The sequence below is a fragment of the Acinetobacter sp. A47 genome (assembly GCF_000805455.1).
Classification (GTDB): Bacteria; Pseudomonadota; Gammaproteobacteria; order Pseudomonadales; family Moraxellaceae; genus Acinetobacter.
This window is the reverse complement of record NZ_JSUS01000009.1, coordinates 164147-188906: the sequence shown is the minus strand read 5'-3', so window position 1 is coordinate 188906 and position 24760 is coordinate 164147. Positions and strand designations below refer to the sequence as shown.

Here is a 24760-nt window from a genome sequence, read left to right as displayed (position 1 = left end):
AATCCTGCACTGGGCAGGATTTTTAGGGAACTGATTAATGCTTAGATCAATTCAATTGCAACCGCAGTCGCTTCACCGCCACCAATACACAGTGCTGCAACACCTTTTTTGCCGCCCGTGCGTTTAAGTGCATGAATCAGGGTCAGGATAATGCGTGAACCGGTAGAACCAACAGGATGACCCAGTGCACACGCACCGCCATTGATGTTGACTTTTTCTGCATCGAGTTTGAAATCATCCATTGGACACATAGTCACCATGGCGAAAGCTTCGTTGATTTCCCAAAGGTCAACTTCCTGTGCATCCCAACCGGCTTTCTTCAATACTTTCTCAATTGCCCCTACCGGTGCAATGGTAAACTCAGAAGGATGTTGCGAGTTAGAGGCCGTAGCAATGATTTTTGCCAAAGGTTGTAAACCACGTTGAGTGGCAACCTCACTCGACGTTAAAACCAGTGCCGAGGCGCCATCAGAAATAGAGCTGGCATTGGCAGCAGTAATGGTGCCATCTTTTGCAAAAGCAGGTTTAAGGGATGGGATCTTGTCTATTTTGGCGCTTAAAGGCTGTTCATCCTGATCTACAACAACTTCACCTTTACGGGTCGATACCGTTACAGGAACGATTTCGTCTTTAAAGTAACCTTCAGTAATCGCTTTCTGGGCACGTTGTAGTGAGCGAATGGCAAAATCGTCCATTTGTTCACGGGTGTATTGACGCTTATTTGCCATATCCTGGGCAAATGAACCCATCAGGCGGCCGGTTTCTGCATCTTCCAAACCATCAAGGAACATATGGTCTTTAATTTCACCATGACCCATACGATAGCCGCCACGTGCCTTAGGTAATACATAAGGCGCATTGGTCATGGATTCCATACCGCCGGCAACCACGATTTCTGCACTACCGGCCTTGATCATGTCTGCTGCCTGCATGACAGCTTTCATGCCGGAACCGCACAACTTGTTAATCGTTACTGCACCTGTTGAGTCTGGCAAACCGGCTTTACGCATGGCTTGACGTGCAGGACCCTGTTTTAAGCCTGCCGGTAATACACAACCCATGATGACTTCTTCTACATCTGTCGGTTGCAGGCCTGAACGCGCAATTGCTTCTTTAATTGTCACTGCACCTAACTCGGGTGCTGTAACAGCGGATAAGGCACCTTGGAAGCCACCCATTGCAGTACGGGCGCCATTAACAATTACGATGTCAGTCATTATGTGTCTCCACACTTATAATTTATAAAAAATATTCCAAACCTAAGCAGTATATTAAAAAAACAACCGGAATAAAGCCTTTTGCATGTTTTAAGCTAGACTGGGGAGTTTTTAGCAGTCCGGAACTTTTTCAAAGCGAATATTGCCCATCCGGCTCAAACGCAGCTTGGTGTGATATGCAGAAGAAATTGAACAGTATGTAAACGTTCCATTGGCAGCAAAGGGCAGTCCATTTTCAGCCTGGAAAACAATGGCATCAGGACTGGCGCCAAAAGCGCCATAACTTAAATTGCCGTATTTAAGGTCGAGAGCCACTGCAAATAACAGTGGTTCTTCCTGGTCTTTTTTTCTATTGCGATTGGTGTCAATAAATCCGATAAAGCCTTTATTCCAGTCTTTGCCACACGTCATCAAGTCAATACTTGAGCAAAGCATCACATTTTTATGATAAAGCTGTGCATCCGTCTTTGCTTTTTGTATATGTATTGTGAGGTTTCTTTTTAAATGATTGAGCTCACTTGAAATCATTAATTCGCGGAAATATGGTAGGGCTAAATAGGATAGAATGATCAAAATACTGATAACGATAAGTAATTCCGTCAATGTAAAGCCATGTGACCTAAGCATATTCTTCCTGTATATTTTTATTAACTTTTTTATTAACAATACGTTAAGTGTAAAAAACAGCCGCATTGTATAAATTAATCTAATAGCTGTATTAAAAAATACTAAAATATAGATTGATAAACAATAATCTATCAAAGCATGTATGAAAATTGAAAATTTACGGAACTACAACGGAAATTGTAAGCAATTTTGTCAATAATTTACGAGGTTAAAGTTATCAAGCACTTGGAAAATTCATCAAGTGTTTGTATGATTCAAAGTGAAGTGAATGGCTGAAAAAATAATACTGTGAACTTCGCTGTTTGCAGGGCAGAAAATCATAGGCTGAACTTACACAACAAACAATTGTTATCTCTGGAGGATATCCATGAAATTGAGTCGTATTGCACTTGCTATGCTTGTTGCTGCTCCTTTAGCTGCTGCTAATGCTGGCGTAACAGTAACTCCATTAATGCTTGGTTACACATTCCAAGATTCTAAACACAACAACAGTGTTGACAACTTGACGAATAGCGCAGAAATCAAAGACGACTTGTTCGTTGGTGCTGCGTTAGGTGTTGAATTAACACCTTGGTTAGGTTTTGAAGCTGAATACAACCAGGTTAAAGGTGACGTAGACGGCGCTAATGCTAACGCTGAATACAAGCAACAACAAATCAACGGTAACTTCTACGTTACTTCTGATTTGATCACTAAAAACTATGACAGCAAAATCAAACCATATGTATTGTTAGGTGCTGGTCACTACAAATACAAATTTGACAATGCAAACGAAGCTGAGTTAGGCCGTGTAGGTCGTGGCTTGAAAGAAGAAGGTACTTTAGGTAATGCTGGTTTCGGTGCTTTCTGGCGCTTGAACGATGCTTTGTCTCTTCGTACAGAAGCTCGTGGTACTTATAACATCGATGAAGATTTCTGGAACTATACAGCGCTTGCTGGCTTGAACGTTGTTCTTGGCGGTCACTTGAAGCCTGCTGCTCCAGTTGTAGAAGTTGCTCCAGTTGAGCCAACTCCAGTTGCTCCACAACCACAAGAGTTGACTGAAGACCTTAACATGGAACTTCGCGTATTCTTCGATACGAACAAGTCTGACATCAAGCCACAATACAAGTCTGAAATTGCAAAAGTTGCAGAGAAGTTAGCTGAATACCCGAATGCGACTGCTCGTATTGAAGGTCACACAGATAACACTGGTCCACGTAAGTTAAACGAACGTTTATCTTTAGCGCGTGCTAACTCTGTTAAATCATCACTTGTAAACGAATACAACGTTGATGCATCTCGCTTGTCTACTCAAGGTTTCGCTTGGGATCAACCGATTGCTGACAACAAAACTAAAGAAGGTCGTGCTATGAACCGTCGCGTATTCGCTGCGATCTCTGGTAGCCGTACTGTTCTTGTACAACCAGGTCAAGCTAAATAATCTTAGCAAAGATCAGAAAAAGGCGGCTCTTATGAACCGCTTTTTTTATGCCTCTACATGTTTTTGTTGCTTTGATGTAAAACTAAAGCACAATAATTTAAAACTAGCATAACCTTGGCATAACTGCGGACATTCTGTTGGAATTATTTAGTTTTATTGAAAAGATTTTGATACCTTGTTAAAATTTTGATTAAAAAGTGATAAGCTCTCACAGCTTTAATAAACGTTGTTAAATTAGAATTTTCTAAATTTTTTGAGAGAGAAAGGTGTGGTTTTTTTCAGTGAATGCTACTGAATGTTGACGAATACTTGGAAATTTCATCAAGTATTTGTATGATTCAACAGAAGTGAATCGCTGAAAAAAGATACAATAAGACTATTTCTCAGTATTCAAAAACTATTAGAGTTTAGAGAACATACAATTTTTGTTTTTGGAGGATATTCCATGAAAATGAGTCGTATTGCGCTAGCAATGTTAGTTGCAACTCCTATGGTAGCTGCGAATGCTGGTGTAACAGTCACTCCGTTGATGCTTGGTTATCACTGGTACCCTGAGAATACTCAGGACAAAATGCGTGACACTTTACGTGATCGTGATCCGCAAGGCCGTGGCGATGCTGGTAGCTTGAAAAATGGTGTTGCATTACAAAGTGATTTACTTGTTGGTGCTGCGATTGGTGTTGAATTAACTCCTTGGTTACAAGCAGAGATTGAATATCAACAAACTAAAGCCGATGCTGCCCGTAATGAAAAGACTAAATTCAATGGTCAGCCATGGGATGCCAAGCAACAAACTTTAAGTTTGAATGCCATTGCAACAGCTGATGTATTCACTGGTAACTATGACAGCAAAATCAAGCCATATGCTTTACTTGGTGTAGGTCATTCTAAAATTACTGTAGACAACCCGGGTTGGGATCGCCGTTCTTACGATACGATCAGTAACGTAGGTGGTGGTGTATTATGGCAGGTGAATGATGCCCTGACACTTCGTACAGAAGGTCGTGGTGTTTATAACTATGACAATAACTGGTGGGAAGCACAAGCGTTAGCAGCACTACAAGTTGTTGTTGGCGGTCACTTGAAGCCTGCTGCTCCAGTTGTAGAAGTTGCTCCGGTTGAGCCAACTCCAGTTGCTCCACAACCACAAGAGTTGACCGAAGACCTTAACATGGAACTTCGCGTATTCTTCGATACGAACAAGTCTGACATCAAGCCACAATACAAGACCGAGATTGCAAAAGTTGCAGAGAAGTTAGCTGAATACCCGAATGCGACTGCTCGTATTGAAGGTCACACAGATAACACTGGTCCTCGTAAGTTAAACGAACGTTTATCTTTAGCGCGTGCTAACTCTGTTAAATCATCACTTGTAAACGAATACAACGTTGATGCATCTCGCTTGTCTACTCAAGGTTTCGCTTGGGACCAACCAGTTGCTGACAACAAGACTAAAGAAGGTCGTGCGATGAACCGTCGTGTATTCGCTGCGATCACTGGTAGCCGTACTGTACTGGTACAGCCAGGCCAAGACACTGCAGCTCCTGCAGCAGCTCAATAATGTAAGTTATTGAACTGAATAAGAAAGCGACTCGTCAGAGTCGCTTTTTTATTTGTCCGGTTTAACTGAATAGGCATGTTGATACTCCTTGAGCGGTTGTATTGCAGTGAGGGTTAGCAGCCCGATCTTTACCACACCTCTTTTTTGAGTTGTTGTCTGGCCTGTTGCCTGTCTCGGCGATGCCGGGCACGGGGTTGCTCTGTTTCATGTACGCCGCCCTTGTGAAGCAAAGGGGAGAGAGCAACTGGATTGCGCAGCTTGATTTTTGGCATGGGTCTTAGTTTCATTTGAGCTATCCTTTAATACATAAGATTTGTTTTAGCGTGTGGACAATTTCGATCAGCGCGGTCTGGTTTGCCATCACTTGATCAATGTCTTTATAAGCGCCAGGAATTTCATCAATCACCGCACTGTCTTTACGGCATTCAATACCTTGAGTTTGCTGGATAAGATCATCCTGACTAAACAGCAGTTTAGCCTTGCTGCGGCTCATTTTCCGTCCCGCACCATGTGAGCATGAGCAGAACGAATCCGGATTGGCTTTGCCTTTTACAATATAAGAGCGTGCCCCCATAGAGCCCGGGATAATGCCCAATTCATCCTGACCAGCGCGGATCGCGCCTTTACGGGTAATCAGTAAATCTTCACCAAAATGGTTTTCCCGGCTGACGTAGTTGTGATGGCAGTTAATCGCTTCTTTGGTCATCTGGAACGGTGGCAAAAGCGGACGTATGGCTTCCAGAATCAGGCGCATCATTTCACGCCGGTTCTCAAAAGCATATGTTTGTGCCCATTCCACGGCTTCAACATAGTCATTAAAACTGTTCGAGCCTTCAGCAAAATAGCTCAGGTCCTTGTCTGGTACATGTCCAAACCGATGCTGGGCTTCTTTTTTTGCCAATTCAATGAAGTAAGTTCCAATCACATTGCCTAGGCCACGACTGCCAGAATGCAGCATTATCCAGACATCCTGATTTTCATCGAGGCAGAGTTCAATAAAATGATTGCCCCCACCTAAAGTGCCCAATTGTTTCTGCCAGGTTGCATCAAACTTTCTTAACATCCGGACCAGACCGGGATGTTTTTGAATGATCGGCTGCAAACGTTTTTCGAGCGGTATGATGCTGGAAGCCTTTGCCTTGACCTGCTTGTGCAGTTCAAAACCTACAGGGACTTTACGCTCGATGGCATGGCGTAACGGGGCGAGGTGATCCGGTAGCTGGGAAGCTTTCAGGTTTAGCCGGACTGCATTCATACCACAGCCAATATCAACACCGACCGCAGCGGGGATGATTGCGTGTTTGGTTGGGATGACGCTACCGACTGTGGCACCTTTGCCTACATGTACATCAGGCATCACTGCAATATGTGAATACACAAACTGTAGTTGTGCCATTTTTTTCAATTGTTCAATACTTTCGCTATCAATATCGTTGGTGAAGATTTTCACTGGAACGCCATAGGCAGCATCAGCATTAAGTATTTTTTGTATGCCCATTTTCTTGTCTCGGGATATTTTAGTTTTTCGTCCGAACAGGCATAAAAAAACCCGGCGAATGCCAGGTTAAATAGAGCATTCGGACAAGTGATCAATCGATTTGTACACTTGTCCGTGAGTCGACAGTGCCAAATCTTATCGTGTCGTTCCTGATTGTAATGGCATGCTGTCGTCCTCCTATGGTGTGGTGCCGTTGAAAATATGAGCGAGATTCTACTCATATTTTCACCGGGGTCAAGTGAAAAGCGGTTTTTTATTCGCCTTCTTTCACATTCATGTCTTTGTAGGCAATCAGTTTGGTCTTGTGTTTCCACTTATAACCTAACCAGATTGCCAGGAATAACGGGATGCTGATATAGGTTGAAAGCAAGCCTAACCAGTCGATTTTGCCACCCAGTAATGCCTGATAGTTTTGTCCCAGAATAATGATTGAACAAAGGATAAATGCAAACCAAGGGGCGAACGGGAAAAACTTGGCGCGGTAAGCCAGATCTTCAACTTTATAGCCTTGAGCAATATAACCTTTACGGAAACGGTAGTGTGAAATTGCAATACCTAACCAGACGATAAAGCCACACATTCCGGACATGTTGAGTAACCAGTTAAAGACCTGTTTCTCGCCGATAAAGGTCGTCAGGAAGCACAACGCTGCAACAGCCGTGGTGGCATATAGCGCATTCATGGGAACGCCACGACCATCTAGCTTCGAGAACCATTTTGGTGCGCGTCCTTCCTTTGCCATATCGAATAGCATCCGGGTAGAAGAATACATACCCGAGTTACCAGCAGATAAGATTGCACTGAGAATCACCGCATTCATCAAGCTGGCTGCAAAGGCAAAGCCGGCTTTTTCATATAGAAGCGTAAATGGTGACAGGGCAATATCTTCACTTTGCGCGGCTTTTAATAACAGCGGATCGTCATAACTGACCAGTGTACCAATGATGAAGATACACAGGATATAAAACAGCAAGATACGCCAGAAAATTTGTTTGATGGCCAAAGGAATGGTCTTTTTCGGGTCTTTTGATTCACCTGCTGCAACTCCCACCATTTCAGTGCCCTGGAAAGAGAATCCGGCAATCATGGCAACACCGATCAAGGCCTGAAAGCCACCCACGAAAGGAGCATCTTTATAAGTCCAGTGCTGGAAAGTCGAGACATTTGGCGTCATCATGATTTTGGCAATCATCCAGATCCCGATGACGATAAACACAATAATGGCGATGACCTTGATCAGGGAGAACAAGAATTCACTTTCACCAAAGCCTTTTACGGTTAAGGCATTAATCGCAAAAATAATGGCAAGGAAGATCGCACTCCAGTAGAACCCGGGAATATCAGGGAACCAGAATTTCATGATGAACTGTACCGCGACCAGTTCAAATGCCACTGTGATGGCCCAGTTGTACCAGTAATTCCATCCAAGGGCGAAACCGAAGCCATCTTCGACATAACGGCTGCCATAGGTAAAGAAAGCACCTGAGGTAGGGTTATGCGTGGCTAATTCGCCTAAACTGGTCATCAGGAAGTAAATCATGATACCGATCAGCACATAAGCCAGTAACGCACCGCCAGGCCCTGCGTTGGCAATGGTCGAACCTGAAGCAAGGAATAAGCCTGTGCCGATCGATCCCCCAATGGCAATCATGTTCAGGTGACGCGCCCCGAGCTTACGCTGTAGGTGTTGAGGAGCAGATGTATCGCTCATAAAAATTCCTTAAAATGTTTATTTTGCACAGGCATATAACACCTTGAATCCTTGTTGATCGGTTTTTACCACACATTGACCAAAGCTTTGTTCAATCAGTGGAGGGTAGTTCAGAAAACGGTTTGCCACGATCCATAATTCACCCGAATTGTTCAGATGTACGCTGGCAAGCTGGCAAAGCGCTTCACTGGCATCGTAATTGGTATGAATCCCCTGATGAAAAGGTGGATTACTTACGATGGCATCCAGATCTTTGGGTGCATCTCTAAATCCTGTGACCGGTTCTAGCGTCAACTGGTCGAGATTCAGCTGGTTTTTCTGAAAAGTCAACTCGGTTGAACGTAAAGCAAATGCATCAACATCAAGTGCAAAAATTTGCTGGTTCGGATTTAGCTTGGCTAAATAAGCGCTAATAATTCCAGCACCACAACCAAAGTCGGCAATCTTACCTGATTTTACTTGGCTAAGGTAAGGGACTAATACTGCTGTTCCGATATCTAGATGATCCTGACTGAACACACCCGGCAGGGCACAGACCTCGAGTTGCCCCTGATCCAGTTGAACGGTATAGCTTTTGAGCCAGTATTCAAGTGGTTTTAATTGCTCGGTTTTTTCGATTTTCATTTGCCAGAACTGGCAGTGGCGTGCACTATCGAGTTTCAGTGTTTTACCATATGACTGCAATTGCTTTGCTGCCCGCTCCACACCGCCTTTTTTTTCACCAACCAAAAATACATGTTGCTCAAGTTTGAGATGGCTAACTACAACATGCAGGATGTAATTTAATAATTCTTTTGATTTCGGGACAAAAATAACCACCTGGTCAAATACGGCTTGCGGAAACTCGACCGAAAAATGCGAGTGGATACCCATGGCCTGAAAAGATTGATGATCAGCGTAATTCCAGGTCCAGACCGATGCCTGAACCTGATCTGGCAAGCTTCTGGCAAGCGAGTCATTCGGCGCATTGATCAATAAGATCTGGCCGTTTAAATAATCTTGTTGCCGGAGGACAACTTCACTACGTGGATCCATTTTGATCTCTCATCAAAAACAAAGCCCAGTCGTGAAACTGGGCACTTGTGATTGTTTATTGATTACTTGTGTGTTTCAGGTAAAACGATGTTTAAAATCAAGGCTGCAATGCCGCCTGTCGCGACGCCCGAGCTAAAAATATTTTTAAATAACTCTGGCAGGTGTTCAAGAATTTGCGGAACTTGTGCAACACCAAGCCCAAGCGCCAGTGAAATTGCAATAATCAGCAAGGCACGACGGTCAAGATGGATACTTGAAAGGATGTTGATCCCGGAAGCAGCCACGGCACCGAACATGACCATCACGGCGCCACCCAGTACGGCTTGTGGTACGGCTTGAATCACCGCAGCAACCGCAGGGAAGAGCCCTAAAATTACCAGCAAAACCGCAATCCAGATGCCCACGTAACGACTTGCCACACCCGTCAATTGAATTACACCATTGTTTTGTGCAAATACCGAGCTCGGGAAGGTATTGAAAATCCCTGCCAGGAATGAATTGGCACCATTGACCAGTACGCCACCTTTAATGCGTTGCATCCAGACCGGGCCATCGACAGGCTGGTTGGAAATTTTACTGGTAGCCGTGACGTCACCAATTGCTTCGAGTGAAGTTACAAGGTAAATGAAAGCCATTGGAATAAAGAGGCTCCAGGAAAAACTCAAGCCAAAATGCATTGGCGTTGGAATCTGGATTAAAGGGGCTTCCTGTAAAACCGAGAAGTTTAAATGACCCATAAAGCCGGCAAGGATGTAGCCAATAACCAGTGCAATCAGAATGGCCGAGCTTTTGACCCAGATAATCCGGATACGGTTTAGCAGGATGATAATGGCCAGCACGGTACATGACATGATCAGGTTGTCGGTATTGGCAAAGGTATTGTCCTGCATTGCAGTATAACCGCCACCCATGCTGATCAGGCCTTCCTTAATCAGGGTCAGACCGATCAGCAGAACCACAATACCTGTTACTAATGGCGTAATCAGCTTTTTTACCCAGGGTAAAATCCGGGACACACCCATCTCGATAAAGGACCCGGCAATCACTACACCAAAAATTGCAGCCATGACTTGTTCCACGGGAGTGCCCGCAGCCACCATGGCACTACCAATCCCGATAATCGGACCGATAAAATTAAAACTTGTACCCTGAACAATTAAAAGTCCTGCACCGAACGGGCCAACTTTTTTACATTGTAAAAAAGTTGCAATACCGGAGATGATCAGGGACATGGACAGGATCATGTTGGTGTCTTCACGGGATACGCCAAGCGCCAGACAGATCAGTAGTCCGGGAGTCACAATCGGGACTAAAATTGCCAGAAGGTGTTGTAATGCCGCTAAAAAAGCGACGAAGGGTTTCGGTTGATCATTGAGGCCGTAAACCAGATCAAGCTTTTGTTGCGGTTCGAAATTCGACATGGGAGTATAAAAAAGCGGTAAGCATGAATTGAATATTCTAATAGACTTAGCATACTTTACCAACGATTCTGTGACGTTTCGTCTGAAAAAAAGTTGATTGTCAATAAACTGTCACTACTAAATTGTAGTGTTTCTCTGTATAATATGCCCTCAAATTTTAAGCGTATCGAATTCTATGTCAGATATTAAGAATCTCCGCAATATTGCAATTATTGCGCACGTCGACCATGGTAAAACCACGCTTGTCGATAAATTACTTCAACAATCGGGTGCACTTGGTGATCGTGCAGGCGAGATTGAGCGTGTCATGGACTCGAATGCGCTTGAGAGTGAACGTGGTATTACCATTCTTGCAAAAAATACAGCAATCACTTGGTTAGATAAGCGTACAGATACCACTTACCGTATCAACATCGTTGACACCCCGGGACACGCAGACTTCGGTGGTGAAGTTGAACGTGTAATGTCGATGGTTGACTGTGTATTGCTTCTTGTTGACTCTCAAGAAGGTCCAATGCCGCAAACTCGTTTTGTAACACAAAAAGCGTTTGCTCGTGGTTTAAAACCAATCGTTATTATCAATAAAGTAGACAAGCCAAGCGCGCGTCCAGACTGGGTAATCGATCAGGTATTTGATCTGTTCGATAACCTTGGTGCAACCGATGAACAGCTGGACTTCCCGGTTGTGTACGCATCAGGCTTACGTGGTGTTGCGGGTCCTGCGCCAGAAGAGTTGGCTGAAGACATGACGCCACTGTTTGAAACCATCGTTGATATCGTTGAGCCGCCAGCAGTTGATGTTGATGGTCCGTTCCAGATGCAGATTTCATCACTTGACTATAACAGCTTCGTGGGTGTAATCGGTGTTGGCCGTATTCAACGCGGTTCGGTAAAACTCAATACACCTGTAACCGTGATTGACAAAGAAGGTAATACCCGTAACGGTCGTATCCTGAAAATCATGGGTTACCACGGCCTTGAGCGTATTGATGTCGATTCGGCTTCTGCTGGTGACATCGTATGTATTACCGGTATTGATGCACTCAACATTTCTGACACGATCTGTGATCCGAAAAATGTTGAAGCATTACCTGCATTGTCTGTAGATGAACCTACAGTATCGATGACATTCCAGGTCAACAACTCACCATTTGCCGGTAAAGAAGGTAAATTCGTGACCTCGCGTAATATCCGTGAACGTCTTGACCGTGAATTGATTCACAACGTGGCACTTCGTGTAGAAGATACGGACAGTCCAGACCGTTTCAAGGTTTCTGGTCGTGGTGAACTTCACCTTTCAGTCCTGATTGAAAACATGCGCCGTGAAGGTTTTGAAATGGGCGTATCACGTCCGCAAGTCATCATCAAGGAAATTGATGGTGAAAAGCAGGAACCTTACGAAAACGTAACTTTTGACGTTGAAGAACAGCATCAGGGTGCTGTGATGGAACAGATGGGTCACCGTAAGGGTGAGATGACCAATATGGAAGTTGACGGTAAAGGCCGTATCCGTATTGAGGCAACTGTACCTTCACGTGGTCTGATTGGTTTCCGTTCTGAATTCCTGACCATGACTTCTGGTACAGGGATCATGACTTCAAGCTTCTCTCACTACGGCCCGGTAAAACAGGGCAGCGTAGCGAAGCGTCAAAACGGTGTGTTGATTTCTATGGTTCAAGGTACATGCCTTGGCTATGCATTATTCAGCTTGCAAGACCGTGGTCGTTTGTTCGCAAAACCACAGTTAGAAGTGTATGAAGGTATGATCGTGGGGATTAACTCCCGTTCAGACGACATGGTGGTTAACCCGACTAAAGCGAAGCAGTTAACCAACGTTCGTGCATCTGGTACTGATGATGCCCTGACTTTAACACCTGCAATCGAATTTACGCTTGAACAAGCGCTTGAATTCATTGAAGATGATGAGCTTGTTGAAGTAACACCGAAATCGATTCGTATCCGTAAGCGTTATTTGACTGAAAACGAACGTAAACGTAATCGCGATAAATAATTTTTCAACATTGAAAAATGTAAAAACCGCTAAATTGATTTAGCGGTTTTTTTTATTGTCTCTAATCAATAATAGTATTAGGTTAAGTTCATATTTTTATTAAAATAAATTATGTTGTTAAAGTGTGAAATAACTTTCTTTTTTTCATAAAAATATTAAATTATCATCATTATGATGCCTCATTGTGCCTGTGTAATAAAGAATGCAAAAACAGGCTGCAATCCCATTCAACTCTGGAGAGTTACACATGAGTATTATTAAAGAATTTAAGGAATTTGCCATCAAGGGCAATATGATGGATCTGGCCATTGGTGTCATCATCGGTGGTGCTTTTGGTAAAATCATCGATTCACTGGTTAAAGATATTGTGATGCCGGTGATTTCATGGATTCTGGGGGGTGAAGTGGATTACACCAACTGGTTCCTGATCCTGGGCGATAACCCGACCAACGTAACGACCCTGAAAGCTGCACAGGATGCCGGGCTAAATGTATTTGCTTACGGTAATTTCTTGACCATCCTGATTAACTTCCTGCTTTTGGCCTGGGTTGTATTCTTGCTGGTGAAAGTCATGAACCGTATTCGCAAGCAAGAAGCAGCAGCGCCTGAGCCAGAAGCCACCCCTGAAGATATTCAATTATTGCGAGAAATTCGTGATGAGCTGAAAAAGCAGGGCTAAGCAGACAACCTGTTAAAAAACGGTACCTTAGGTACCGTTTTTTTATGGGGGTAAAACTGGTCAGATAAAGGATCTGGTAACTTCAGATATTTCGCTTTAAGATGCTGTGCAATAAATAAGGGGAAATATTCATGCACCAGTTATTTGTCTATGGCACGTTATGTCCTGATCGAGAAAATGCGCATATTTTAGCTGCAATAGGCGGTAGCTGGCAGCCTGCTTCGGTACATGGCACTGTCCATATACTTGACTGGGGGCCTGACAAGGGACTGCCAGCGATTGTTTTAAATGCCCAGGACCCGCTGGTTGAGGGGTATCTGTTTAGTACTGAAAAACTCGCGCAGCATTGGGAAATGCTGGATGATTTTGAAGGCATGCAATATCAGAGAGTACCGGCAGAAGTGCATCTGGCGACAGGGGAGACGCTTACAGCATGGACCTATGTCATGAAAGAACAGTAACTGTCTTGATGCCGGATCAGGTGCATGCCATGCTTAAACTTTCTTTGGCTATCTCAGGCCATTCATGCGGAATTTAACTTCTAGCAGATGAAAACCGAACTGGCTTTTTACAGGACCATGCAAAACACGTTCTGCGGCCGTAAATACCAGTTTGTCAATAACAGGGACTAACTGTCCCTTTCTGACCTCACCGAGCTCGCCGCCACGTTTTGCAGAGTTGCAGGTCGAATATTGTTTAGCAACTTTTGCAAAGTCAGCACCGGACAGGATCTTCTTTTTAAGCTGTTCCGCCAGATCTTTATCTTTTACCAGAATATGTCGAACAATTGCAGTTTGCATGAGGTTGTTCTCCTTTAATACATGTTCAATCGTTTAGGCTTTCTTTCGTTTCAAGGGTTGGCATTGTGGGCAGAATACACTGGCACGCTGGCCTAGCTTTAAGTTCTCTAAAGTGGTCTCGCAATTGACGCACATTTCTCCCGCACGGCCATAGGCCAGTAAAGTCTGCTGGAAGTAACCGTTTTCACCCATGGCATTGCTATAGTCGCGCAAAGTCGAACCGCCAAGCTCAATGGCCTGTTTCAGGATACGCTTTACTTCAATCACCAGTTTTTCCACCTGTACCTTGCTTAAACTAGAGGCCGGTTGTGCCGGATGTACGCCAATGTTGAACAGGCTTTCTGTGGCATAAATATTGCCCACACCAACCACAACGTGGTTATCCATTAAAGCAATTTTAATGCCGACATTTTTCTTGCTTAATTTTTCAAGCAGATAGGTTGCGTTAAAATCATCACTAAGCGGTTCGGGGCCAAGCGTATCAATCAGCTTGCCCTGATTAACTGAGTCAAGCCAGAGTATGCAGCCAAAACGGCGTGGATCATGATAGCGAAGTTGTTGATCTTCAAAATCAATGACCAGATGATCATGCTTTCTCAATTCATCATTGGGCTGACACAGGCGGAAACTACCGGACATGCCCAGATGCCAAAGCATCTGATCTTGCTCAAATTCTGCCAGAATATATTTAGAGCGGCGTTTCAGTGCTGTTAAGCGCTGGCCGACCAGTTTGTCCAGATCATCAGGAATTGGCCAGCGCAAGCTCGGGTTAAATACCTTAACGGCTTGAACGCGTTGTTCTAGTAGGGGGAGTAAACTGGTTTTGGTGGTTTCGACTTCGGGTAACTCAGGCATCGCCAACTCGCAGAATGAACAGATATACTGGATAAATCAAGTATAACGTGTGCGATGTAATATTTCAGAGATTCCTATGCCCGATATTTTACCTTTAAGCTGGTTTCAGCGTGAAACCTCAGCAGTCGCGTATGACTTGATTGGCTGTGTATTATGTAGACGCCAGCCTGATGGCGAGGTCATTCGCTGTACCATTAGTGAAACGGAAGCCTATCTTGGGGTGAGGGATCAGGCCTGTCACAGTTATCAGGATAAACGTACAGCCCGGACAGAGGTGATGTATCGTCCTGGAGGGACGATTTACGTTTACTTGATTTATGGCATGTATGAAATGCTAAATCTTGTTACCCAGACCGAAGGCGTTCCAGAAGGAGTCATGATCCGTTCCGCATTTTTAAATACGGCCTTAACCAGAAAAGACTATCAACTGTTAGCCGGACCGGGAAAGCTGACCCGCTATTTGGGCATTGACCGGACATTAAAAGGGCAATGTCTGGGTGAGGCATCCGGATTGTGGGTGGAAGCCGCAACGACACAGCCGGAAGTGGTGCTGACACCGCGTATTGGCATTGACTATGCCGGCGCTGCAAAAGACTGGCCGGAACGCTATTGCTGGAAAGATCACCCGTCCTTGAGCCGATAAGCTGCTCTGGAGATCAATTTTTGGCAACAGGTGTTGTGTTTTCAGGCTTTACGGCCTTGTAGGGTATATTCATTGACCAAACAGGCCCCTGCTTTTTGTTATCATAACGACAAGATTAATATAGGAAACAAGCATGTCCTTATTGCGTTTAGACCGGCTTCACTACGGTATTTTGATGAGTATGGGATGCGCTGCCAGCCCGTTTGTCTGGGCGGAAGACCTGACCCGGGAGGTAGCGGTATTACCGACACTCCATGTTGAAGCAACACGTACCGATACGACGTATATGCAAACCCCTGCATCTGTGTTCAGGGTTGAAATGCCTAAAAATGACCAGACTGCACAAGTCAATTTAACCGAAGTGGTAAAAGGCATTCCAAGTGTCCAGTTGCGTAACCGGGAAAATTATGCCCAGGATTTGCAGCTCTCGATGCGTGGTTTTGGTGCACGTTCAACCTTTGGGGTACGCGGCATCCGCTTATATACCGATGGTATTCCAGCGACCATGCCGGATGGTCAAGGTCAAACCTCAAATATTGATCTGGGGAGTTTGAGCCATCTTGAAGTGCTGACGGGGCCATTTTCTTCACTGTATGGAAACTCTTCTGGTGGCGCGATTTTGGCAACCACGCGTGAGGGGCAGGGAAAAGACTCGATCGAGATGAGCTATGCCGGTGGCAGCCATAATAAGAGTCGTGCAGGTCTCGTGTTGCAGGGCGGAGCCAAAAACCAGAATGAACCGAGCTATATCATCAGTTCCTCATATTTTGATACCGACGGTTTCCGTGATCATAGTGGCGCCGATAAAGTATTAAGCAATGCCAAGTTGAGCTGGAATCTGGATGATGGCAGTAAAATCAACTGGGTAACCAACTATGTCAAGATTAATGCAGATGATCCAGGCGGTTTAACCCGGGCTGATTGGGAGAAAAATCCCAAACAGGTTGCCAAAAATGTTTTGGATTACAATGCCCGTAAAAAAATTGATCAGACCCAGACAGGATTGACTTGGTCAAAACCCCTGAATGACCAGAATGAACTCTATGCAATGACCTATATTGGGCAGCGTCAGGTGACACAATATCAGTCTATTCCGGATACTGTACAGAAGAATCCGAAAACGCCATATCAGGCTGGTGGCGTCATTGATTTTAAACGTGACTATTATGGGGCTGACTTCCGCTGGACCGGGAAAGATTTATTGCCGAATACCCAGTTTAGTGCTGGCGTAGCAATTGATGCAATGAATGAAGATCGTCAAGGTTATCAGAACTTTAATGATGCAGGCGATAAAGGAGTAAAAGGCGCTTTACGCCGTGATGAACGAAATACCTTATGGAATGTCGATCCGTATTTACAGGCATCATGGCAATTTTTGCCAACATGGCGTTTAGATACAGGTATGCGTTATAGCAATGTTCATTACAAGTCGAAAGATCACTATATTGTAGGGTTGAATGGCGATAATAGTGGTAAGACGACGTATGAAGAGCTATTACCTTCGGTTGCTTTAAGCTGGCAGGTAACTCCTGAAGTCTTGGCTTATGCAAGTTATGCCAAAGGTTTCGAAACGCCGACATTTACTGAGATGGCTTATCCTGCACAAGGAGGAGCCAGTACTTTAGATTTGAAACCATCAAAAAGTGACAATTATGAACTCGGTTTAAAATCTTCAAATGTGTTAGGCGATTTTAATCTGGCAGCTTTCTACATTAAAACCAAGGATGATATCGTTGCTGCTGAAAGTATGGGCGGGCGAGCAACCTTCCGCAATGCCGATAAAACTTTACGTCAAGGTATCGAATTTGCATGGAATAAGAAACTCTGGAGAGATCTGGCTGTAAATGCCAGCTATGCATATTTAGATGCAACTTTTGATTCAAAAATACCTGCTGCTGGGAAGGTTGCAGAAATTCCGGAAGGTAATTCAATTCCTGGAATTGCCAAGAATCAAGCCTTTATTGGCGTAGCGTGGCAACCTGAACAAGGCTTCTATGCAGGGCTTGATACCCAATTCATGGATAAGGTCTATGTCAATGATATCAACAGCGATGCAGCGCCAAGTTACACAGTTGCTTCCATGTATACCGGTTATACATGGAAATATGCAGATTGGGGCATCAATGGCTTTGCGCGTGTAGATAACCTGTTTGATAAAAACTATGCAGGTTCTGTGATTGTAAATGAAGGCAACAGCCGCTTCTTTGAACCTGCCGATGGTCGTAACTGGAGTGCAGGAATCAAGATAAGCAAGCAATTTTAACTTATGTTCAGCAGCACTTACCCGGTGTAGTGCTGCTGATTCATTTATTTCTTAGGAGCCTGAGCAGCAGCTGCTTTTTTTGCTGCAATGGCTTGTTCAACCTTGGCTAAAGACTCTTTTGCATTCGGATAATTCTGTTTGGCCAAACCACTGAAAATTGACCGGGACTCTTCCAGATTTTGTGTCACAATCCCGCCATTGGCCAGCATATTACCCAAGACCATAAGCGAAGGTGCATAGCCTTTTTTCGCCAAATCCTTAAGGCTTTCTACCGATTGTTGCTGCATAAAAGGATTTTTGTTTTTCACCCCCAGGCTTAAATCATAAATCGCTTTTAAATGCATGGCAGGGTAATAGTTCTTTCTTAACAACGGTAACAGCTTCTGCACAGCCATCTGGTCGTACTCAGGCTTGCCTTGTCTGAATAATATATTGGCAGACTCGACAATGGCTTCTTCCGAACCCTGATTTGAAGCCTTATCTAAATATTCTTTATATTTCTGATCGCTTTTTGCGACACCCAGATCACCGGTATGATAGAGCTGGGCAAGCGTAAAACTGGCTTTGCCATAGCCTTTGTTTGAAGCATCCTGATAGTATTGCAAGGCTTTTCTTTCGTCTTTACTTGTGCCTTGTCCCATTTGATGCATATAACCGAGGTTATAAATCGCTTGAGTATTGCCGGTATCTGCCAGACGGTGCATTTCCTGAAAGGCGGCATTGTAGTCTTTTGCTTCGTAGAGTTGAGTGGCTTTTGCAAACACATCACTGGAGGTTTTATTGTCAGCTGCGAAAGCGCTATGGCTGGCAAGGGTAATTAAACTCGCAATGAGCAATTTTTTCATGTTTATTTTTCCTTTCTCATGTTGATCTGCTTTCATCCATTGCATCGCAGAACTCAATATGCTGTTCTCATCATAAAAGCTTGCCGTAAAATGTAAATAAGGAATTTGTATATCTCTGGACTAGGGGCGTGTAAGAGCGGGTTTTGTTTTTATAATAATTTAAACATCAAAAAATATCTTATTAGCTGCAAGAATGGCTTGTGAGTGCTTTTGGTAAAAGCGTCAGCAAGCCACTCGCTGGTATTTCTATTTTTGTGTGCTGGCTTGTTGTAATAACTGTTCAAGCTGCTCGGCATTTTGCGGACTACCTGAAAGTCTCATTCCGTTTTGCAGGAATAAAGTTGGGGTGCCATCAATTTGAAGGGTTTGTGCTAAAGCCAGATTTTTCTGTATGGGCGTCTTACATTGCGCTGTATTGCTTGGCGCCTTGCGGTGCAACATATAATCTTCCCACGCTTCATATGGGTTTTTTGAGCACCAGATTTTATTGGCAACCGCTTCGGCTTGAGGATGTAGTTTTTTCAGAGGAAGCAGGAACAGGTAAACAGTGACATTATCAATCGAGGTCATGTGTTGTTCGAGCTTCTGGCAATAAGGGCAGTCCGGGTCACTAAACACATAAAGTGTGCGTTCGCCCTTACCTTTGACATATTTAATAGCCTGATCAAGCGGCAGTTGCTTAACATCAATCTTGCTTAACTGTGCCAAACGATCTTCAGTCAGGTTCTTTTTGTTTTGAACATCCAGCAAATTACCGAAAAAAAGATATTTGGCTGTTTCATCGGTATAGATGATTTTACCCGCCGCATAAACTTCATAAATGCCAGGTAAAGGGGATGCCGTGACTGATTTGACCGGAATTTCAGGATAATTTTTTTTAAAGTTCTGTTCGAGTGTTTTACTGTCCGCATGCACAATTGCTGAACCGAAAAGTGTGAAGGCGAGTGCTGAAGCGAGTGTCTTGATCATTATTTTCATAGAAAACCGGTTAGGTTAAAAATAAAGGCACAATAACGCGCATTTTTACTTTCGACAAGAATGCTGTTCAACTTTGTTTTTTAAGCATCCGGAAAAAAGCCCTCAATGATGAGGGCTATACCGATAGGATTGGAAAGAACCTAAGAGATTATTGAGGTCTTGCCACATCACCATTCAACGCTTCAGGCAAGTCCAGAACGGTCACGCCCAATTCTGCCAGTGCAGCAGGTTTGGCAATCACAAGTGCCAGATAACCCTCTTCAAACGCGATGCTATTGACCACCTCCACATCCTTGCTCAGCTGGGTGGCAGGCGCTGGCACATCTGCTTGAGCCTGAATCAGGTGTAACCAGTGTTTAGGTTTTGCCTTAAACCAGAGACGTGCCACGATTTCCTGACCTAAGTAACAGCCTTTGTCGAAATGCACGCCATCACGTTGATGCAGGCGTAGTTCTTGTGGCTGGAACAGGTGTTCGGTACTCTGGCTAATCCAGGCCTGCCCAGATTGAATTGCCTGAATTTGCCAGGTATGGATGTCTGTTTCTGTTGAAGAAAACCCGGTTTGAATACCATTCACGGTTGGGAAAACCAGACCTGTTTCTTCCAGTTTCATTTTGGAAAAAGCACCAAACTTTTTAATATGCTTGGCAAATTCTTCAGCTTGGTCTTGCGTGGTGACTAACTCAAAACTTTCAGGATTTAATTTTTTAATCCATAGACCAAAATGAATACGTCCTTTTAAATCACAAATAGCAGTATAGCGACTTTCATTTTCCGGTAAACGTTCAACGTGGACAGTGACCTGGCCTTGTAAGAACTTTTGCGCATCTACACCATTTAAATTAAAAGCAGTAAAAGCAAGCTGACTCATAGATCAATCCTAAGCTGCATTCTGATCACTAAAATATGGACTGTTATTTTGCGCCATTTTTCACAAAAAAGCAGCTTTAGATTGTCGATAATCGTGCTCAAATGGGCGATCAGGGACATGGTCTTTGCGAAAAAAATCGCTATGATGGCCCAACTAATCAGAATAAAACCGGGATGGGAGAATAATAATGAGCGGAACAGTCAGACTTCATCGAGTATTGAGTGCGCCTCCAGCGCGTGTTTTTAAAGCCTTTCTTGATCCGGATGCCTTGGTCAAATGGCTACCGCCGCATGGATTTACTGCAAAAGTACATCATCTGGACCCGCAGGAAGGCGGAAGCTATAAAATGTCATTTACCAATTTTTCCACAGGACGGAGCCATTCATTTGGCGGGACTTATACTGAAATAGTTCCGAACCGCTTATTGCGTTATACCGACAGATTTGATGATCCAGACTTGCCCGGTGATATTCAGGTCACGATTGAATTAAAAGCCGTTATGGTTGGCACAGAGGTGCATATTACGCAAGCCGGTATTCCTGATGTGATACCCGTAGAAGCCTGTTATCTGGGGTGGCAAGAATCCCTGTATTTGCTGGGCTTGCTGGTTCAAGCAGATATTCCGGATGAATAGGGATATTGGTTAAGTAACATCTGTTGAGTGAGAAAAACAAAAAATACTGGATGAATAGATTAAATTGGGGAATGAAATGTCTGAACAGGCCGTTGCTAAAGGACGAGAGCAGGTTGCACGGGTTGCAATGCGGGCAGCCTTAGAAAATCAGCAAGCAGAAGACAGTGTGGAGCTGTTTATCCAGCACCATCTTGAAGAGATTGAGCCGGCTTATTGGGAAAAATACTCTGGAAGTGCTGTCCCAAAACCGTTGCAGGTTCTGGATTTACTGGTGCTGGCCGATCAATGGGAAAGTGATGAGATTGATCACCGTGAAATGCTGGATTTTACTTTGCCCGACGAGATTACCCAGTATGTGATTTGCGTTTGCTTTGATGCACAAGGCCAGGTGATTGATATTTCCATGGAAAGCTAAGTACAAGCCCGGCAGGAGGAAAATGTTGATTGCAATTAAACGTGTTTATGATCCTGTAGCAGCAACGGATGGTCAGCGCGTACTGGTTGACCGGTTGTGGCCGAGAGGGATGTCAAAACAACGGGCTCATCTGGACTTGTGGCTAAAAGAAATCGCACCATCCACGGCCTTAAGGGAGGCTTTTTGCCATCAGGCCGAGCACTGGTTAAGTTTTCAGGAGGAGTACTATCGGGAACTTGAGCATAATCCGCATGTCGGGCAATTAAGACAGATGGCGCAACAAGGGCCGTTAACGCTGCTTTATGCAGCCTGCGACCCTGGGTTAAACCATGCACTGGTATTGAAAAATTATTTACTGGGAAAGGCAATTCAGCCTTAAAATTTTGAAAAAAAGCGGCTATCACGCATAATAGCCTTTTTGAGATTTTTTTATGTCTTTTCCAAATTGCCCACAATGCCAATCAGAATATACTTATCAAGATGGCGATTTGTTAATTTGCCCGGAGTGTTCACATGAGTGGAAAGAAGGGGAAACTCCTGCTGCTGAAGTACAAGACATCATTAAAGATGCAAATGGCAATGTGCTTGCCGATGGGGATAGCGTCACGGTTGTTAAGGATTTGAAAATCAAGGGCTCATCTTCTGTGGTCAAAGTCGGGACAAAAGTCAAAAGCATCCGTTTAGTGCCAGATGCCAGCGATGGCCACAATATTGACTGCAAGATTGACGGTGTCGGTGCCATGAAACTGAAATCTGAATTTGTCAAAAAAGCCTAATCAGGCTCATCTGAGGGAGCAGTTCAATGCTCCCTTTTGATTAAAATGCTGTCAATACAATCCTATCTTGCTTTTGCCTTTAAACAGCCCAGCTGGTGGTACCCGGCAATCCTCCACATGCAGGCGCATTTTTTATCAACTGTAAATTCCTTAATGAAAACAACGTCGATTCAATGCCGCAAGCCGAATCATCTGCTTGAGCTGACGATTTATCGAGCTCAATACAATTCACAGTTTTTTACATAAGCCGTCACTTTATTTGAATATAAAAATTTATACTGGCAATTTCCCCTAATAAATAGATCTTATAAATGAAAATGAGCCATCCTTGGGATAATGAATACCAGAAATATAATATTCCTGCTCAACTGCAGTTACCTGCGCCACATGAGTCGTTGCTTGAACTGCTTGAGCAATCTTTTCGGCAATATAGCCAGGCCCCGGCTTTTATTTCTTATGAGCAGACCCTGACCTATCAACAACTGGACGAACTGAGCCTGCGCTTTGCAAGCTATTTACAACAGTTACATCTGCCTAAGCAAACGCGTATTGCGATCATGCTGCCGAATGTCCTGCAATATCCGGTTGTTGCATGTGCAATTCTCCGTTCCGGTTATATTGCGGTCAATGTCAATCCGAACTATACCGCCCGTGAGCTGAAATATCAGTTAAATGATGCCGGGGCTGAAGTACTGATTATTATTGAAGAGGCAATTGCTACGTTTCAGACCATTGCAGCCGAAACCCAGATCAAGACCATGATCCGCACTTCGGTTTCAGACCTGTTGTCTGCAGACACCTTGTTTAAATATCCCCAGTTACAGCAAAACAAAGCGGAAGAACATGTATTTATAGAAAACGTGGCTCATTTTAAGAGTATTATGGATGAGGCTCATCCGGACAGTTATAAGCGGCCGGAACTGGGGTTACATAATATTGCCCTATTACAATATACCGGTGGCACCACAGGCTTGTCGAAAGGCACCATACTGGCCCATGGAAACCTGTTTATTAATATCTTGCAAATGGATGCGGCCTTTTCTCCAAATCTGGTATTGTCTGCACAAGGTGGCAGTAGCCGAATTTTATGCCTGTTGCCTTTTTATCATATATTCGCATTTTCATTTAGTATCCTGTACAGCCTCTATTCAGGGCAGACTGTGGTCTTAATCCTCAATCCACGTGAGATTGATTATGTACTGGAGACATGGAAACGCTATTCTCCACAGGTGTTCCCGGGGGTAAATACCCTGTTTAATACCTTGGCCAATCAGCCGGAGTTCCAGACCCTCGATTTTTCCGGTTTTAGGCTAGCGGTAAGTGGTGGCATGCCTACCTTGCACGCAACCGCCGATTTATGGCGCAAGCTGACAGGTAACATTATCTGTGAGGTCTATGGCCTTTCTGAAACCGGCCCATTGGCGACCTTTAACCCCAAAGGACAACGCTCTTTCAGTGGCAAAGTTGGTATTCCGGTACCTTTAACCGATGTGGTTATTATTGATGAGCAGGGCAGGGAGCTGCCTTATGGGCAGGCGGGTGAAGTTGCCATTCGTGGCCCGCAAGTCATGCAAGGTTATTGGCAGAAAACCGAAGAGACGGCACAGGTCATGACTGCGAACCAGCTTTTCCGTTCAGGTGATATTGGCATCATGGATGAACGGGGCTATCTGGAACTGATTGACCGGAAAAAAGACATGATTGTGGTCTCGGGATTTAATGTCTATCCTCGCGAAATTGAAGAGGTGATTGCCCAATACGCAAAAGTGCTGGAGGTTGCGGCAATTGGTATAAAAGATGAAAAATCAGGAGAGGTGCCGAAAGTCTTTATTGTCAGAAAAGAAGATTCTCTCACTGAAGAGGAGGTTTTTACATATGCCAAAGCCAATCTGACAGCCTATAAATGCCCCAAATATATCGAGTTTGTAAGTGAGCTGCCTAAGTCAAATATTGGCAAAATCTTACGCAGGCATTTAAAAGAAACGCAATAAAAGGGACGGGCTAGAGGTGATGACTTGGACTTGAGCAAAAACACCAAGTGATAAAGTAGATTACCAAAAACGAACAAAATTTAATCTTCTTAAACAGCAATTGCTGATCTATATTGGATGAGGATAACAATCAAAATGCAACTCCAATAAATAGAGGTCCTTATGGCAGGATGGTTCGAAGTAAGTCTGGCAAGCGATGGCCAATACCGTTTTGTACTCAAAGCAGGTAATGGTGAGCCAATTTTAAATAGTGAATTATATAAAACCAAGGCAGCGGCATTGAACGGGATTGCCTCTGTACAGAAGAATAGCCCTGACGAGGCCCGTTATGAGCGTCTGACATCAAAAAATGACAAGCCTTATTTCAACTTAAAGGCCGCTAACCATCAGGTTATTGGCAGCAGTCAGCTGTATGCAAGTGAGCAGTCACGAGACAAGGGCATTGAATCGGTTAAAAATAATGGCCCATCAGAAACCGTAAAAGATTTAACAGTTTGATTCATCAA

Annotated in this window: 25 protein-coding genes; 13 read left to right on the top strand and 12 right to left on the bottom strand. The window is 44.1% G+C overall.

The window, feature by feature from the left end:
- Positions 1 to 41: 41 nt before the first annotated feature.
- Together OC23_RS03765 and OC23_RS03760 are read right to left on the bottom strand one after the other, a co-directional pair.
- Positions 42 to 1217 (bottom strand): thiolase family protein, encoded by a 1176-nt coding sequence (locus OC23_RS03765; protein WP_038342911.1) that lies wholly within the window; start codon positions 1215 to 1217, stop codon positions 42 to 44.
- 111 nt (positions 1218 to 1328) lie between these two features.
- Positions 1329 to 1844: a GspH/FimT family protein gene (locus OC23_RS03760; RefSeq protein WP_038342910.1), complete on the bottom strand. Its 516-nt coding sequence runs from the start codon at positions 1842 to 1844 to the stop codon at positions 1329 to 1331.
- A gap of 367 nt (positions 1845 to 2211) precedes the next feature.
- Between OC23_RS03760 and omp38 (OC23_RS03755) the strand changes: the two genes are divergently transcribed.
- Together omp38 (OC23_RS03755) and omp38 (OC23_RS03750) are read left to right on the top strand one after the other, a co-directional pair.
- Positions 2212 to 3267 carry an outer membrane protein Omp38 gene (gene omp38, locus OC23_RS03755; RefSeq protein WP_038342909.1) on the top strand — a complete coding sequence of 352 codons (1056 nt, stop codon included), beginning with the start codon at positions 2212 to 2214 and terminating at the stop codon, positions 3265 to 3267.
- 445 nt (positions 3268 to 3712) lie between these two features.
- A complete protein-coding gene (gene omp38 / locus OC23_RS03750) occupies positions 3713 to 4828 on the top strand; it encodes an outer membrane protein Omp38 (protein WP_038342907.1) in 1116 nt (371 codons plus the stop codon).
- A 128-nt stretch (positions 4829 to 4956) separates the two neighbouring features.
- Here omp38 (OC23_RS03750) and OC23_RS19250 read toward each other — a convergent pair whose 3' ends face one another.
- From OC23_RS19250 to OC23_RS03730, 5 genes are all read right to left on the bottom strand, one after another.
- Positions 4957 to 5115, bottom strand: a complete 159-nt coding sequence (locus tag OC23_RS19250) for a hypothetical protein (protein WP_171194742.1) — start codon at positions 5113 to 5115, stop codon at positions 4957 to 4959.
- A 5-nt stretch (positions 5116 to 5120) separates the two neighbouring features.
- Positions 5121 to 6326, bottom strand: a complete 1206-nt coding sequence (locus OC23_RS03745) for an RtcB family protein (RefSeq protein ID WP_038342906.1) — start codon at positions 6324 to 6326, stop codon at positions 5121 to 5123.
- Positions 6327 to 6579: 253 nt separating this feature from the next.
- Positions 6580 to 8037, bottom strand: a complete 1458-nt coding sequence (locus tag OC23_RS03740; protein WP_038342904.1) for an amino acid permease — start codon at positions 8035 to 8037, stop codon at positions 6580 to 6582.
- Positions 8038 to 8055: 18 nt separating this feature from the next.
- Entirely contained in the window at positions 8056 to 9072 is a 1017-nt protein-coding gene (locus OC23_RS03735; protein WP_038342902.1) for a methyltransferase, read from the bottom strand.
- 62 nt (positions 9073 to 9134) lie between these two features.
- Positions 9135 to 10493 carry a uracil-xanthine permease family protein gene (locus tag OC23_RS03730; RefSeq protein WP_038342901.1) on the bottom strand — a complete coding sequence of 453 codons (1359 nt, stop codon included), beginning with the start codon at positions 10491 to 10493 and terminating at the stop codon, positions 9135 to 9137.
- Positions 10494 to 10668: 175 nt separating this feature from the next.
- On the opposite strand from OC23_RS03730, the gene typA reads away from it, so the two are divergent.
- The 3 genes from typA to OC23_RS03715 all read left to right on the top strand — a co-directional run bounded on the left by typA (position 10669) and on the right by OC23_RS03715 (position 13644).
- The gene (typA, locus tag OC23_RS03725; protein WP_038342900.1) at positions 10669 to 12504 is read left to right on the top strand and encodes a translational GTPase TypA; all 1836 of its coding nucleotides are present in this window, start codon (positions 10669 to 10671) and stop codon (positions 12502 to 12504) included.
- A 247-nt stretch (positions 12505 to 12751) separates the two neighbouring features.
- Entirely contained in the window at positions 12752 to 13183 is a 432-nt protein-coding gene (gene mscL, locus OC23_RS03720) for a large conductance mechanosensitive channel protein MscL (protein ID WP_038342898.1), read from the top strand.
- A 131-nt stretch (positions 13184 to 13314) separates the two neighbouring features.
- The gene (locus OC23_RS03715) at positions 13315 to 13644 is read left to right on the top strand and encodes a gamma-glutamylcyclotransferase family protein (RefSeq protein ID WP_038342897.1); all 330 of its coding nucleotides are present in this window, start codon (positions 13315 to 13317) and stop codon (positions 13642 to 13644) included.
- 48 nt (positions 13645 to 13692) lie between these two features.
- Here the strand turns inward: OC23_RS03715 and OC23_RS03710 are convergent, their stop codons facing one another.
- Both OC23_RS03710 and mutM read right to left on the bottom strand, forming a co-directional pair.
- Entirely contained in the window at positions 13693 to 13983 is a 291-nt protein-coding gene (locus OC23_RS03710; protein WP_038342895.1) for a peptidylprolyl isomerase, read from the bottom strand.
- A gap of 33 nt (positions 13984 to 14016) precedes the next feature.
- Positions 14017 to 14838, bottom strand: a complete 822-nt coding sequence (gene mutM, locus OC23_RS03705; protein ID WP_038342893.1) for a bifunctional DNA-formamidopyrimidine glycosylase/DNA-(apurinic or apyrimidinic site) lyase — start codon at positions 14836 to 14838, stop codon at positions 14017 to 14019.
- 76 nt (positions 14839 to 14914) lie between these two features.
- On the opposite strand from mutM, the gene OC23_RS03700 reads away from it, so the two are divergent.
- The gene (locus OC23_RS03700) at positions 14915 to 15481 is read left to right on the top strand and encodes a DNA-3-methyladenine glycosylase (RefSeq protein ID WP_038342892.1); all 567 of its coding nucleotides are present in this window, start codon (positions 14915 to 14917) and stop codon (positions 15479 to 15481) included.
- Between the two features lie 133 nt (positions 15482 to 15614).
- Positions 15615 to 17744 carry a TonB-dependent receptor gene (locus tag OC23_RS03695; RefSeq protein WP_038342891.1) on the top strand — a complete coding sequence of 710 codons (2130 nt, stop codon included), beginning with the start codon at positions 15615 to 15617 and terminating at the stop codon, positions 17742 to 17744.
- A gap of 44 nt (positions 17745 to 17788) precedes the next feature.
- On the opposite strand, the gene OC23_RS03690 is transcribed toward OC23_RS03695, so the two are convergent.
- The 3 genes from OC23_RS03690 to OC23_RS03680 all read right to left on the bottom strand — a co-directional run bounded on the left by OC23_RS03690 (position 17789) and on the right by OC23_RS03680 (position 20438).
- Positions 17789 to 18589 (bottom strand): tetratricopeptide repeat protein, encoded by an 801-nt coding sequence (locus OC23_RS03690; RefSeq protein ID WP_038342924.1) that lies wholly within the window; start codon positions 18587 to 18589, stop codon positions 17789 to 17791.
- Between the two features lie 246 nt (positions 18590 to 18835).
- Complete coding sequence (locus OC23_RS03685; protein WP_038342889.1) at positions 18836 to 19558, bottom strand: DsbC family protein; 723 nt, start codon at positions 19556 to 19558, stop codon at positions 18836 to 18838.
- Positions 19559 to 19715: 157 nt separating this feature from the next.
- Complete coding sequence (locus OC23_RS03680) at positions 19716 to 20438, bottom strand: YgfZ/GcvT domain-containing protein (protein ID WP_038342888.1); 723 nt, start codon at positions 20436 to 20438, stop codon at positions 19716 to 19718.
- Positions 20439 to 20625: 187 nt separating this feature from the next.
- Here OC23_RS03680 and OC23_RS03675 point away from each other — a divergent pair, with 187 nt between their 5' ends.
- From OC23_RS03675 to OC23_RS03650, 6 genes are all read left to right on the top strand, one after another.
- Positions 20626 to 21072 carry an SRPBCC family protein gene (locus OC23_RS03675; RefSeq protein ID WP_038342886.1) on the top strand — a complete coding sequence of 149 codons (447 nt, stop codon included), beginning with the start codon at positions 20626 to 20628 and terminating at the stop codon, positions 21070 to 21072.
- Positions 21073 to 21148: 76 nt separating this feature from the next.
- Entirely contained in the window at positions 21149 to 21487 is a 339-nt protein-coding gene (locus OC23_RS03670; protein ID WP_038342883.1) for a DUF2004 domain-containing protein, read from the top strand.
- Positions 21488 to 21509: 22 nt separating this feature from the next.
- Positions 21510 to 21866, top strand: a complete 357-nt coding sequence (locus OC23_RS03665) for a DUF488 domain-containing protein (RefSeq protein WP_038342882.1) — start codon at positions 21510 to 21512, stop codon at positions 21864 to 21866.
- A 52-nt stretch (positions 21867 to 21918) separates the two neighbouring features.
- A complete protein-coding gene (locus OC23_RS03660; RefSeq protein ID WP_038342880.1) occupies positions 21919 to 22263 on the top strand; it encodes a zinc ribbon domain-containing protein YjdM in 345 nt (114 codons plus the stop codon).
- A 317-nt stretch (positions 22264 to 22580) separates the two neighbouring features.
- On the top strand, positions 22581 to 24254 hold the full coding sequence (locus tag OC23_RS03655) for an AMP-binding protein (protein WP_038342878.1): 1674 nt from the start codon (positions 22581 to 22583) through the stop codon (positions 24252 to 24254).
- Between the two features lie 162 nt (positions 24255 to 24416).
- Complete coding sequence (locus tag OC23_RS03650) at positions 24417 to 24752, top strand: YegP family protein (RefSeq protein WP_038342877.1); 336 nt, start codon at positions 24417 to 24419, stop codon at positions 24750 to 24752.
- The last annotated feature ends 8 nt before the right edge of the window (positions 24753 to 24760 follow it).

Excerpts from the sequence above, each read along its gene's own strand:
- OC23_RS19250 (WP_171194742.1), bottom strand. The coding sequence starts at position 5,115 with ATGAAACTAAGACCCATGCCAAAAATCAAGCTGCGCAATCCAGTTGCT.
- OC23_RS03685 (WP_038342889.1), bottom strand. The coding sequence starts at position 19,558 with ATGATCAAGACACTCGCTTCAGCACTCGCCTTCACACTTTTCGGTTCA.
- OC23_RS03715 (WP_038342897.1), top strand. The coding sequence starts at position 13,315 with ATGCACCAGTTATTTGTCTATGGCACGTTATGTCCTGATCGAGAAAAT.
- OC23_RS03710 (WP_038342895.1), bottom strand. The coding sequence starts at position 13,983 with ATGCAAACTGCAATTGTTCGACATATTCTGGTAAAAGATAAAGATCTG.
- OC23_RS03740 (WP_038342904.1), bottom strand. The coding sequence starts at position 8,037 with ATGAGCGATACATCTGCTCCTCAACACCTACAGCGTAAGCTCGGGGCG.
- OC23_RS03690 (WP_038342924.1), bottom strand. The coding sequence starts at position 18,589 with ATGAAAAAATTGCTCATTGCGAGTTTAATTACCCTTGCCAGCCATAGC.
- OC23_RS03660 (WP_038342880.1), top strand. The coding sequence starts at position 21,919 with ATGTCTTTTCCAAATTGCCCACAATGCCAATCAGAATATACTTATCAA.
- OC23_RS03700 (WP_038342892.1), top strand. The coding sequence starts at position 14,915 with ATGCCCGATATTTTACCTTTAAGCTGGTTTCAGCGTGAAACCTCAGCA.
- OC23_RS03695 (WP_038342891.1), top strand. The coding sequence starts at position 15,615 with ATGTCCTTATTGCGTTTAGACCGGCTTCACTACGGTATTTTGATGAGT.
- OC23_RS03675 (WP_038342886.1), top strand. The coding sequence starts at position 20,626 with ATGAGCGGAACAGTCAGACTTCATCGAGTATTGAGTGCGCCTCCAGCG.
- OC23_RS03670 (WP_038342883.1), top strand. The coding sequence starts at position 21,149 with ATGTCTGAACAGGCCGTTGCTAAAGGACGAGAGCAGGTTGCACGGGTT.
- mutM (WP_038342893.1), bottom strand. The coding sequence starts at position 14,838 with ATGCCTGAGTTACCCGAAGTCGAAACCACCAAAACCAGTTTACTCCCC.
- OC23_RS03730 (WP_038342901.1), bottom strand. The coding sequence starts at position 10,493 with ATGTCGAATTTCGAACCGCAACAAAAGCTTGATCTGGTTTACGGCCTC.
- omp38 (WP_038342909.1), top strand. The coding sequence starts at position 2,212 with ATGAAATTGAGTCGTATTGCACTTGCTATGCTTGTTGCTGCTCCTTTA.
- OC23_RS03765 (WP_038342911.1), bottom strand. The coding sequence starts at position 1,217 with ATGACTGACATCGTAATTGTTAATGGCGCCCGTACTGCAATGGGTGGC.
- OC23_RS03655 (WP_038342878.1), top strand. The coding sequence starts at position 22,581 with ATGAGCCATCCTTGGGATAATGAATACCAGAAATATAATATTCCTGCT.
- typA (WP_038342900.1), top strand. The coding sequence starts at position 10,669 with ATGTCAGATATTAAGAATCTCCGCAATATTGCAATTATTGCGCACGTC.
- omp38 (WP_038342907.1), top strand. The coding sequence starts at position 3,713 with ATGAAAATGAGTCGTATTGCGCTAGCAATGTTAGTTGCAACTCCTATG.
- OC23_RS03650 (WP_038342877.1), top strand. The coding sequence starts at position 24,417 with ATGGCAGGATGGTTCGAAGTAAGTCTGGCAAGCGATGGCCAATACCGT.
- OC23_RS03680 (WP_038342888.1), bottom strand. The coding sequence starts at position 20,438 with ATGAGTCAGCTTGCTTTTACTGCTTTTAATTTAAATGGTGTAGATGCG.
- OC23_RS03665 (WP_038342882.1), top strand. The coding sequence starts at position 21,510 with ATGTTGATTGCAATTAAACGTGTTTATGATCCTGTAGCAGCAACGGAT.
- mscL (WP_038342898.1), top strand. The coding sequence starts at position 12,752 with ATGAGTATTATTAAAGAATTTAAGGAATTTGCCATCAAGGGCAATATG.
- OC23_RS03745 (WP_038342906.1), bottom strand. The coding sequence starts at position 6,326 with ATGGGCATACAAAAAATACTTAATGCTGATGCTGCCTATGGCGTTCCA.
- OC23_RS03735 (WP_038342902.1), bottom strand. The coding sequence starts at position 9,072 with ATGGATCCACGTAGTGAAGTTGTCCTCCGGCAACAAGATTATTTAAAC.
- OC23_RS03760 (WP_038342910.1), bottom strand. The coding sequence starts at position 1,844 with ATGCTTAGGTCACATGGCTTTACATTGACGGAATTACTTATCGTTATC.